Origin of the sequence: Lentzea sp. NPDC020367 (assembly GCF_044387305.1) — a bacterium.
In the GTDB taxonomy this organism is placed as follows: Bacteria; Actinomycetota; Actinomycetes; order Mycobacteriales; family Pseudonocardiaceae; genus Lentzea.
The window spans coordinates 65,065-71,566 of sequence record NZ_JBIRVV010000028.1 but is presented as its reverse complement, the minus strand read 5'-3'; the positions used below and the strand labels follow the sequence as shown (position 1 = coordinate 71,566).

Here is a 6,502-nt window from a genome sequence, read left to right as displayed (position 1 = left end):
GGGGTGTCAACTCGACACGCTTTTCGTCGAGTTGACACCCCTCCTCAGGTGTGGCCCGCTCTTGGCTCGGCTCGTGACGGGACCCCACCGCCAACGCAACCCTCTAAGCAACAGGCAGCCGCCCAACGCAACAGGCGTGCCATCTACCCGCGTGTGGCGCTATCCCCCGATCAGATTGCCGGGGGTCTGGGGGCAGCGCCCCCAGGGGAAGCACGCAAGGCGACCAGGCCGCCCGCACGGTGACCACCCGCAAGCCAGCCACCCACCCGCAATGGTCGCGGCCCTAAAGGCCGCAGCCCACACAAGAACCGCACGCTGACGCAGGCGTCCCCCCGACCTGAGACCCCCTACAACTCAACCTACCCAGAGGGTCCGACAAGATCGGCAGAAGACGTGTCCGCCCTGCTCAGAGCGGGATCCCATACGCGTACGCCCGCAGGTCCACACCCGGCAGCGGCGACCAGTCGCGGTCCGGCAGCCGCGTGAACCCCAGTCGCTCGTACAACCGGTGCGCCGCCAGCATCTTCTCCGACGACGACAGCACGACGTGGGTCGCGCCGGCCTCGCGCGCCTTGTCGACCACCGCGCGCACCAAGGTCTCGCCCACGCCGCGGCCGCGGGCTGCCGCCGTCACCGCCAGCATGCGGAACTCCAGCTCGCCCGGCCTGGAGATCTCGGCGTAGGGCGTGCCGGGGTGCACCACCGTCACCGAGCCCAGGACGGTGCCGGACTCGTCCTGGGCGACGAGCAGGTCGGCGTCGCGGAAGCGGGAGGCGGCGTCGGCGAGGATGGTCGCGTAGTCGTCGTGGGCGCCCACGAAGCCGTCCGCGCGGTACGCCTCGACCGTCACGGCGCCGACCGCGGGCAGGTCGGCCTCCGTTGCCGGGCGAATGATCAGATCAGCCATCTGCGCCTTCTTCCACTGAGTCAGCTTCGACGGGAAGGGCCACCTCCCTCGCCGCGTCCGGCCCCTGTTCCAGCAGGACGCGAAAGCCGGCCTCGTCGAGGACCGGGACCTTCAGCGAGACGGCCTTGTCGTACTTGGATCCTGGCGAGTCGCCGACCACCACGAAAGCGGTTTTCTTGGAGACCGAGCCCGCCGCCTTGCCGCCGCGGGCGAGGATCGACTCCTTGGCCGAGTCGCGCGAGTACTCCGTCAGCGAGCCGGTGACCACGATGGACAGACCTTCGAGGTTGCGCACGATGGACGCGTCGCGCTCGTCCTCCATCCGCACGCCTGCGGCCCGCCAGCGCTCCACGACGCCTTGGCGCCACTCCGTTTCGCGCCACTCGACCACGGCCGTCGCGATGGTCTGGCCGACGCCCTCGGCACCGGCGAGCGCCTCTTCTGGAGCCTCGATGATCGCGTCCATCGAACCGAACTGCTGCGCCAGCGCGCGGGCGGCCGTCGGGCCGACGTGGCGGATCGACAGGGCGACCAGCACCCTCCACAGAGGACGCTCCTTGGCCGCCTCCAGGTTGTCCAGCAGCTTCACCGCGTTCGCGGACAGCTCGCCGTTCTTCGTCGTGAAGCGCTCGACCTGCCGCAACGCCTCGGCGTCGAGGTCGAACAGGTCGGCCTCGTTGGTGTAGATCGTGGACTCGGTGATCGCGGCGGCCGCCTCGTAGCCGAGCACCTCGATGTCGAGCGCGGCGCGAGAAGCCAGGTACGCCAGGCGTTCGCGCAGCTGGCCGGGGCACGTCTCCGCGTTGGGGCAGCGGATGTCGACGTCACCCTCCTTCATGGCGCGCAGCACCGAGTTGCACTCGGGGCACCGGGTCGGCATCTCGAACTCGCGCGCGTCGGCCGGGCGCGCGGCCAGCACCGGGCCGAGCACCTCCGGGATCACGTCGCCCGCCTTGCGGATGACGATGCGGTCGCCGATCAGCACGCCCTTGCGCTTGACCTCGGACCCGTTGTGCAGCGTGGCCCGCGCGACCGTCGAACCGGCCACCTTCACCGGCTCCATCAGCGCGAACGGCGTGACGCGGCCCGTGCGACCCACCTGGACCTGGATGTCCAGCAACGTCGTCGTGGCCTCTTCCGGCGGGTACTTGTAGGCGATGGCCCACCGCGGCGCGCGGGACGTCGTGCCCAGGCGCCGTTGCAGCGAGACCTCGTCGACCTTGATCACGAGGCCGTCGATCTCGTGGACCGCGTCGTGCCGGTGCTCGCCCCAGTACTCGACCTTCTTGCGGACGTCCGCCGGGTCGGTGAGCACCTCGGTGTGCGGCGACGTCGGCAGGCCCCACGCCTTCAACGCCTCGTAGGCCAGCGACTGGCTGGCCACCTCGAAGCCCTCGGTCTTGCCGATGCCGTGGCAGATCATCCGCAGCTTGCGCGACGCGGTGACCTTCGGGTCCTTCTGCCGCAACGACCCCGCCGCGGTGTTGCGCGGGTTCGCGAACGGTGGCTTGCCCTGCTCGACCAGCGAGGCGTTCAGGGCTAGGAAGTCCTCCACCGCGAAGAAGACCTCGCCGCGCACCTCGACGAGCTCCGGCACCGGGTACTCGGCGGAACCCTCGAGCACCACCGGAACGTCCCCGATCGTGCGGACGTTCAGCGTGACGTCCTCGCCGGTACGGCCGTCGCCGCGAGTGAGCGCCCTCGTCAGCCGCCCCTTCTCGTAGAGCAGGTTGATCGCGAGGCCGTCGATCTTCAGTTCGCACAGGAAGTGCGTGCCGGAGCCGATCTCCTTCCCGACGCGCTCGAACCAGCCCGTCAGCTCGTCCTGCGCGAAGACGTTGTCCAGGCTGAGCATGCGCTCCAGGTGGTCGACCGCCTTGAACTCGGTCGAGAACGTGCCGCCGACCAGCTGCGTCGGCGACTCGGGCGTCGCCAGGCCGGGATGCTCGGCCTCCAACGCCTCCAGCTGCTTGAGCAGACCGTCGAACTCACCATCGGTGACGATCGGGTCGTCCAGCACGTAGTAGCGGAACTGGTGCGAGCGCACCTCTTCCGCGAGCACGGCATGCCGCTCGCGGACCTCTGCCGGGACGTCTTCAAGGCTCTCGCTGGTCACGTCCCACAGCTTAGTGACCAGGTCTGACAGTTTTCAGCGCTCGGTTTCCCCGGCGAGTTCCCTGACCAGAGAACGCAGCTCCAGCAGGCTGATCGTGCCCTGCGGCTCCAGTTCCGCGGTCTCCACGCGCCGCAACCGCTCCCCCGCCAGCCGCTCGCCGAGAGTGACGTCCAGCGGCAGGAACGTCATCGTCTGCCGGTGCTGGTCGCTCAGGTCCGCGAGCGCCGGGTGGTAGACCGCGACGTCCACGACGTCACCGTCCACCTGGGCCACCACCCGGTAGTCCCCCAGCCGCATCCGCACCTGGCCGAGGTTGATGATCACCTCGGTCGGGTCCGGCACCGGCGGCACCGAGTCGTGGAACTCCCACACCATGTCCGACGGCGGCGCGGCGTCGATCCACGCGTCGGTGTACGGGCGCAGCCGCGGGTCTTCCTGACCGGTGACCACCAGCGCGTACATCGCCATGTGGCCCTGCTCGAGAGAGAACATGAGGTCCGGGTGCAACGAGCTCACGAGGTCCCGCAGCTCGTCCTCGACCCGGTGCGGTTCGCCGTCGCCCAGCGCCGCGCTGACCACCGGTACCAGCTCGAACCACCGTTCCCAAAACCGTTGTGCGGCTTCCTCGGCGTTCGGCAGGTGGGCGGGGACGACGTCTTCGGCTTTGCTGCGGCGGAACCACTTCATGATTCTCAACTGTAGAGCTTGCGTCCCTCGGCGAGCATTTCAACGAACTGGGCGATGCGCTTCTGCCGCGTCTCCGGCCTCTTCGCGTCGTGAATGCGCAGCAACACGGCATACCTGTTCTGGCTGTTGAGCGTCTTGAAGAACTCGGCCGCCTTGGGATTGGCCTCCAAGGCCGCGGTGAGATCGTCCGGCACCTCGATCGTCGCCGGACCCGCGTAGGCCGCGTCCCAGCGTCCGTCCGCTTTGGCCTTCTCGATCTCGTTGAGCCCGGCCGGCAGCATCTTACCCGCGGCGATCAGTTCCTCGACCTTGCCGCAGTTGCGCTTGGACCACTTGCTCTTCGGCCGTCGAGGCGTCCACCGCTGCGAGTACCAGGTCTCGTCCACGGACCGGGTGAGCCCGTCGATCCACCCGTGGCACAACGCGATGTCGAGCGCCTCGCCGTAGTTGATCGACCTGATCCCCGAGCCCTTCTTGGCGAACTTGATCCACAGCTCGGTCTCGCTGGAGCCGTTCTCGTGCAGCCACGCGTCGAACTGCGCGGGTTCCTCGAAGACGATCAACGCACCCTCCTCAGGCAGAGCGTCATGTCCTCATAGGGAACACCGAGTTCGGCCTCTTCGGGGCAACTTTCTTCGGCTATGTCGACGACCTGCACGTTCACCCGCGGCGCCGCGCAGTCGAACTTGGACACGACGGACCTCTGCAGGTCGTCGGTGTCGAGCTCGAAGCAGTCGCCCCGCGCGGCGTTGGGCATCAGGCACAGGGCGGCGTCGTGCCTGGTGTCGCGCAACACCTTGTAGTCACCGCGCGGGCACTCCGCGCTGGTCTCCGTCAGCACGGTGCCGACCTTCAACGCGGCCCGGCCGCCGCCGCAGTCGACGACGGTGAGGCCCAGGTCGTTCTCACCGGGGCCGTTGAACCGCACGCAACTGCCCTTCTCCGCCTTGGAGTAGTCGGTGAGGAACATGGATTCCGGTGCCGACTGGGCAGGTTCGTCGGTTCCGCTGAACGCCCACCACACGCCGAGATAGGCCAGCACGGCAAGTACGCACACCATCAAGGTCTGTCTCACGACCACGCTGCGGAGTATGGCGGCGAAAACTCGGTGGCGCGCGGCGACGGGTTTGGCCACAGTGCGCCTCATGCTGATCCGGCGGGAGACGCCCGCAGACATCGACGCCATCCGCACCGTCACCGATCTCGCGTTCAAGAACGGGCCGGAAGCTCCGCTGATCGACTGGCTGCGCGCGGACGAGGGCTGGATCCCGGAGTTCTCGCTGGTGGAGGACGGGGTTCTGGGCCACGTCGTGTGCACGCGGGGGTACGTCGACGACGTGCCGGTGCTCGGGCTCGGGCCGATCGCCGTGCATCCCTCGCACCAACGGGCGGGGATCGGGTCGGCGTTGGTGCACGCGGTTCTGGGTGCGGCGGAGGCTCGGGGCGAGCTCGCGGTCATCCTGTTGGGTGACCCGAAGTACTACTCGCGGTTCGGGTTCCGGCTGGCGTCGGAGTTCGGGATCACGCCGCCGGTTTCCGCGTGGGCGCCGCACTTCCAGGCCCGGTCGTTCGGTGACGTGCCCGCGGGGGCGTTCCGGTACGCGGAGCCGTTCAACCGGCTTTGAGCACCTTGCCTTCGGCCGTGCGCGCGTAGACCGTGCCGTCTGCCTGTGCAGACACGGTGTCGATGAAACGGCCTTCGCCCAACGGTTCCCAGGTCGTGGTGAGGCGGTTCAGTCGTCCGTCGATCAGGGTGTAGATGCCGACAGTTCCGTCTGGACGGAGCACCGCTTCGGGTGAGGCGTCGACGCCCTGCGCGAGCTCGCGCCACGTGCCTGCGGCGGCGGCCATGAGCTTGGTGCCGGAGCGGACGTAGACGGCCGCGGACCCGTCCGGGTAGGCGATCACGGACGGTTTGCCGACGGCGAACCCGGCCGGGCTCACGGCCTGCCAGCTCGTGGCCTGCCGTTTCGGAATCGATACGGACTCACCGGCCCCCTGGGGGGATCCACCCCCCATCCCAATCATCTCAAGCGGGTCTGACATTTTCGCGACGCCGCCGTCGGCCAGCACCGCGTACAGGTCGACCGTCCCATCAGGACGGAGCACGGCCTCGGGGTCTCCGGCCACGCCCGAAGCCACCGGCCGCCACGCCCCGTCGACCAACGCCACGACCTCCCCGCGAGCCGTCCGGGCGAACACGAACCGGCCTGCCACCGAAGGACGTCCGACGAAGGCACCCAACGTGCTCAGCCGCACGCCATCGGCCCAGACGTCGCCGTCCCCCACGACGTAGACCCCGCCGGCGACCTCAGGACCGCCCTGCCACGCCTGCCGCAGCATCGAACCCGCGCGCGCCTCCGCCTGGTCGTACCGCTCCGGGCAGCACGACCGCTGCACGGCATCGGCGAGCCGCCCCGCGGAGAGATCAGGCCGGTCCACGCGCACCGCGTACTCGAAGAACCGGCCCGCGGCGTAGGAGACGTCCATGATCTGCTCCGGCGCGCCCCAGCCCATCGACGGCCGCTGCTGGAACACGCCCAGCGAGTCCGCGTCGCCGCAGTCGAGGTTGTTCATGTGCGACTCGACCCATCCGGCCTCGAACCCGGCGAGCATCACCTTGTCGCTCACGCCCCGAGAAAGACCGACGGCGTGCACGACGCGGATGACGTCCGCGTCGTGCACGCCGGGAACTCGGCAGGACACCTTCACCGGCAGCGCATGCGCCGTACCGGCCGTGAGCAGCAAGAAGACCAGCGCGAGCCTGAGCACAAGTCCGAATTGGACACCCA

General features: G+C 69.0%; 7 protein-coding genes. 1 reads left to right on the top strand and 6 read right to left on the bottom strand.

All coding sequences use genetic code 11. From position 1 onward, the window contains the following. Positions 1–406 precede the first annotated feature (406 nt). From ACH413_RS46550 to ACH413_RS46530, 5 genes are read right to left on the bottom strand one after another with little or no spacing between them, the layout of a single operon-like run. On the bottom strand, positions 407–907 hold the full coding sequence (locus ACH413_RS46550) for a GNAT family N-acetyltransferase (RefSeq protein ID WP_360048798.1): 501 nt from the start codon (positions 905–907) through the stop codon (positions 407–409). Then, positions 900–3,023 (bottom strand): NAD-dependent DNA ligase LigA, encoded by a 2,124-nt coding sequence (gene ligA / locus ACH413_RS46545; RefSeq protein WP_360048796.1) that lies wholly within the window; start codon positions 3,021–3,023, stop codon positions 900–902. The genes ACH413_RS46550 and ligA overlap by 8 nt, the downstream gene beginning before the upstream one ends. Before the next feature lie 33 nt (positions 3,024–3,056). Next, the gene (locus ACH413_RS46540; protein ID WP_360048794.1) at positions 3,057–3,710 is read right to left on the bottom strand and encodes a hypothetical protein; all 654 of its coding nucleotides are present in this window, start codon (positions 3,708–3,710) and stop codon (positions 3,057–3,059) included. Between the two features lie 5 nt (positions 3,711–3,715). Next, on the bottom strand, positions 3,716–4,273 hold the full coding sequence (locus tag ACH413_RS46535; RefSeq protein ID WP_360048792.1) for a YdeI/OmpD-associated family protein: 558 nt from the start codon (positions 4,271–4,273) through the stop codon (positions 3,716–3,718). Next, positions 4,270–4,791, bottom strand: a complete 522-nt coding sequence (locus ACH413_RS46530) for a hypothetical protein (protein WP_360048790.1) — start codon at positions 4,789–4,791, stop codon at positions 4,270–4,272. The genes ACH413_RS46535 and ACH413_RS46530 overlap by 4 nt, the downstream gene beginning before the upstream one ends. A 64-nt stretch (positions 4,792–4,855) precedes the next feature. Between ACH413_RS46530 and ACH413_RS46525 the strand changes: the two genes are divergently transcribed. After that, on the top strand, positions 4,856–5,335 hold the full coding sequence (locus ACH413_RS46525; protein ID WP_360048788.1) for an N-acetyltransferase: 480 nt from the start codon (positions 4,856–4,858) through the stop codon (positions 5,333–5,335). Here the strand turns inward: ACH413_RS46525 and ACH413_RS46520 are convergent. Continuing rightward, positions 5,322–6,482, bottom strand: a complete 1,161-nt coding sequence (locus ACH413_RS46520; RefSeq protein ID WP_360048786.1) for a hypothetical protein — start codon at positions 6,480–6,482, stop codon at positions 5,322–5,324. The two genes, ACH413_RS46525 and ACH413_RS46520, sit on opposite strands and share 14 nt — an antisense overlap. Between the last annotated feature and the right edge of the window lie 20 nt (positions 6,483–6,502).